Annotated in this window: 3 protein-coding genes and 1 pseudogene; 2 read left to right on the plus strand and 2 right to left on the minus strand. The window is 67.8% G+C overall.

Annotation, left to right across the window (positions count from 1 at the left end; all coding sequences use genetic code 11):
• Together D7Y21_RS40465 and D7Y21_RS40470 are read left to right on the plus strand one after the other, a co-directional pair.
• Positions 1–483: pseudogene (locus D7Y21_RS40465) on the plus strand (APC family permease); the annotation flags it as partial.
• Positions 484–611: 128 nt separating this feature from the next.
• Complete coding sequence (locus tag D7Y21_RS40470; RefSeq protein WP_233591558.1) at positions 612–1,295, plus strand: abortive infection system antitoxin AbiGi family protein; 684 nt, start codon at positions 612–614, stop codon at positions 1,293–1,295.
• Positions 1,296–1,301: 6 nt separating this feature from the next.
• Here the strand turns inward: D7Y21_RS40470 and D7Y21_RS40475 are convergent, their stop codons facing one another.
• Both D7Y21_RS40475 and dbpA read right to left on the minus strand, forming a co-directional pair.
• Entirely contained in the window at positions 1,302–2,648 is a 1,347-nt protein-coding gene (locus tag D7Y21_RS40475; RefSeq protein ID WP_121718556.1) for a Fic family protein, read from the minus strand.
• A 50-nt stretch (positions 2,649–2,698) separates the two neighbouring features.
• On the minus strand, positions 2,699–4,084 hold the full coding sequence (dbpA, locus tag D7Y21_RS40480) for an ATP-dependent RNA helicase DbpA (protein ID WP_121718557.1): 1,386 nt from the start codon (positions 4,082–4,084) through the stop codon (positions 2,699–2,701).
• Positions 4,085–4,197: the final 113 nt, after the last annotated feature.

The following is a 4,197-nucleotide window of genomic DNA, read 5'->3' on the forward strand; positions in this document are numbered from 1 at the left end:
GGGCTGGAGCGGCTGGTGGGCGCGGGCACGAGCGTGTCCGCGTTGGGCATCTGTGTGGGGATGATGGTGACGACGCCGCGCTACCTGTCCGCGCTGGCCTCCGGGGAACGTTCGCTGTTCGGGCTGGAGCGAATGTCGGCGTCGGGCGTGCCCATGCGGGCGCTGGCGGTGACGTGGGCGCTGGTGCTGGGGTTCGTGAACCTGGGGGACCTGTCGGAGCTCTTCGCGCTCTCCGCCATCGCGGTGCTGATGCAATTCGGTGTCACGGCGGCGGCGTTGGCGGTGCTGTCGCTGCGGCGGGAGCGGAACCTGCGGCCGGTGCACGCGTTGCTGGCGGTGCCCACGCTGGTGCTGGGGCTGACGCTGGTGGCCTTCGGCGCGAGCGCGCGGGAGGCGGCGGTGGCGTCGGTGGCGGTGCTCGCGGGGCTGGCGTTGATGCGGCTGTCGCGGCCGAGGGAGCCAGCGCCCGTCCGCCTGTCCTGAGGCCTTCGCACGTCAGGAGGGCGGGCAGGCCTTGGGACAACCCAGCACGTTGTGTTGCGAAGGAGGGACCGGGCCGGGAGACTCGCGAGGCGATGCTCGGGTATCAGGCGAATGCGCAGTGGCGGGACATGTCTGACTTCGTGGTGCACTTCACGAAGCCCGGGCCCCCGTACCACGACGCCTACCAGAACATGATGAGCATCCTGGGAGCGCGCACGCTCATCCCGGGCGCGGAGGGGTTTGGCATCGCGCGGAGGGAGTCCGTGGTGGCGGACCGGCACCGCTCGGTGTGCTTCAGCGAGATTCCGCTCGATCAACTCGCGAGGCTCGTGCAGCGCCGGAGCCTGTACGGCATCGCCTTCCGGAAGAGCTTCATCCTGTCGCAGGGCGGAGGACCCGTCTGGTACGTGCAGTACGGCTCGCCAGCGCACCTGGCGATGAGGCACCAGTTGGACCAGGCCCTGGCGGCGAAGGAGCCCCAGAAGGAACCCGTGTGGGCGGTAACGCCCTTCGTGGACATCCAGGGCGACGCGCACAACGCGCCCTACAGCTACCGCTTCGATTGGGAACGGGAGTGGCGCGCCCCAGGCCTCCTGCGCTTCACGGAGTACGACGTCGCGGCGCTCTTCCTGCCCGAAGAAGTCCACACCGTGGCGAGGGACTTCTTCGCCTGGGCCGTGCGAGAGCGCGCGGGTCCGGGCTACTTCTGTCCCGTGTTGGATCCGGGATGGAAGGCGGAGCAGATCATGGAGGCGCTGGCGAAGCACACGGAGGCGCCGGTCGCGACGGAGCGCAAGAGCGCACCGGGGTGACCCACTTCAGGGCTTGTGCTTCTTGAGGCGTCGCTCCAGGTGGGCAACGGGCGAGAAGAAGTAGGCCCGTCCGATCTGATCCCTCTCCAAGAACCCCGCGGCTTCGAGGTCGAGCAGGTCCTGTCGGGCGGTTTGATAGACCACTCCGTGCCGACGCCGGTGCGACTGGATGTCGTAGCGCGCGGCCGGATGGTGAAGGGCATGCGCCAGCAGCTCCCGCTGCCGGGGATTGAGGCCCGCATCCTTCTTGAGGAGAAGATCCACCTGCCGGGCCTCTTGCCCCTTCCGCTCCAGATACGCGTAGAGGTCATCGGTCGCGCGTTGGATGACGTCCAGTTGGTGCAGGAGGAAGTAGGTGAGGTCTCCCCGGTCCGTCTCCGTGAACAGGAATGCCCGGCTGTATTGCATCTGGGCGCGCTGGATGATCCGGGAGATGGAGAGGAACTCCGCGATCCAATATCCCTCCCGGATCATGCTCCAGTAGAACAGGGCCCGTGCGGTGCGGCCGTTTCCATCCACGAAGGGATGGTCATAGGCGAGCATGAAATGAATCACGATGGCGCGTACGACGGGATGGATGAAGACACTCCCGTCGGAGCCGTTCGCGAACGCACAGAGCTTCCGCAATCGGCCGGGCAGTTCACTGGCGTCAGGGGGGACGTGGAGGATCTCTCCACTCGCCCGGTCCTGGACCGTGATGGGCTCATCGCCCCGCCGCAAGCGGCCCTCTCCTCCAGGGTCGAGCGTGTCACGCGTGATGGTTTCGTGAAGCTCCAGGAGCAGGGAGGTCGTCAGGGGCACATGAGCATTCCGGCGCATCAGCTCCATGGCCTGGAAGTTGTTGAAGATCATCCGCTCGTCCTTGGTCCGAGGCGGACGTCCCTGCTCCAGCATCTCCCTGGCGACCTTTCGGGTCGTCGAGGCTCCCTCCAGCTGACTGGAGGTGATGGCTTCCTCCATCAACGATTCGACGATGTAGCGATCCCGGACGCCTGAGTTGGCCAGTTGAGGGTCCGCCAGCTCCAGCCCTTTTCCGAGCTGCCGGTCTATCCGATGCAGCGCGGAAAGGAGCCCGTCGGGGCGGGTGAAGGAGAACGGCTGCCCCGTCTTGTCCAGGAGAGGCAGTTCGGCGCTCAACGTGGTTCGTGCGGTCTTGACCCGGTACCACCACTCCTCATGCGTCATGCCCTCGGGCGCGGGATTCCGGCGAAGCTCGTCCCAGTGGAGATAGCGTCCGTCGAACTCTGGCCCCACGGCCTTGTGCTCCAGCAGAGCGACAAGGCGCTCCTTCCCTGACTTGGCAACCGTCTGGACGAACGCGTGGAGGCCGGGAGGCGTCGCGGGGAGTCGCATGGGCTTGAACTCCCAATCTACTACTAATTTCGAAGTAGATTAGTAGCTCCTCACCGCACGCGTTCAATGCGGTGCTTGCGGCCCTTGATGCGGCCCTCGCTCAGCCGCTGGAACGCGACCTTCACCACCCGCTTGGACACTGCGACGAAGGCGTGATGGTCGTGGATTTCAATCTTGCCCACGTCCTCCGCCTTCAGCCCGCCCGCCTCGCCCGTCAGCGCGCCCAGGATGTCTCCGGGCCGCATCTTGTCCTTGCGCCCCGCGGAGATGGACAGCGTCTCCCAACCGGAGATGAGCGACACGCCCGGCACGTTCTCCGGCACCAGCGCGTCCACGTCGCCCTTCTCCAGCTTCACGCCCGTCGTACCTTCGATGTCCTCCACCTTGCGGCTGTCCGAGCGCGTCACCAGCGACAGCGCCAGCCCGCGACGGCCCGCGCGCCCCGTGCGGCCAATGCGATGCACGTACGCTTCCGGCTGCTGCGGCAGTTCGTAGTTCACCACCGCGTCCAGCGCCTCCACGTCGATGCCCCGGCCCGCCACGTCCGTCGCCACCAGCACGCGTGTGCTGTGATTGCGGAACTTCGCCATCACCCGATCCCGGTCGAACTGCTCCAGGTCGCCCTGCAACCCGTCCGCGCTCACGCCCGCCTGCACCAGCGCGCGCGTCAACTCCACCACCACCGCCTTGAAGTTGCAGAACACGATGGCGGAGGCCGGCTGGTGCTGGCGCAACAGCCGCAGCAGCAACGCCTGCTTCTCCTCCGGCGTGCACGCGTACCCCACCTGCTGGATGTCCGGCGCGGCCTCCTCCTGCGCCAGCGACACCCGCACGGGGTCCTTCTGGAACGCGCGGCTCAGCTTCTCGATGTCGTCCGGGAACGTCGCGGAGAAGAGCACCGTCTGCCGCTTCGCGGGCGTCGCGCCGAGCACCCGCTCCATGTCCTCCCGGAAGCCCATGTCCAGCATCCGGTCCGCTTCATCCAGCACCACCGTGGCCAGGTGCCGCGTGTCCAGCACCTCCCGGTCCAGCAGGTCAATGATGCGCCCGGGTGTCCCCACGCCGATGTGCACGCCCTTCTCCAGCGCCTCCACCTGCGGCCGGATGGGCTGCCCTCCCGCGAGCGCCAGCACCTGCACGCCCGGCATCCGCCGCGCCAGCCGGCGAATCTCTCCCGCCACCTGAGCGCACAGCTCGCGCGTGGGGCAGAGCACCAGCGCCTGGAGCCGCCGGTCCTGCGTGAGCTTCACCTTCTGCAGGATGGGCAGCGCGAACGCCGCCGTCTTCCCGCTGCCCGTGCGCGCCTGGCCCACCAGGTCCTTTCCCTGCAACAGCACCGGGATGCTCTGCGCCTGGATGGGGGTGGCGGTCTTGAACTCCAGTTCCTCCAGCACCTGGAGCAGCGGGGGCGACAGCGCGAGCGCGGAGAATTCCATCGGAGCCTCGGGGGACGGAGGCACGGGGCGCCTCGGGAGAACGCGCCCTTGTACCAGCCTTCCCACGCCGGACAAGCCCGGCGCCCCCTACCCCTCCCAGCCCGCCACCTCGC

It is taken from the genome of Corallococcus sp. AB045 (assembly GCF_003668895.1).
GTDB classification, from domain to species: Bacteria; Myxococcota; Myxococcia; order Myxococcales; family Myxococcaceae; genus Corallococcus; species Corallococcus coralloides.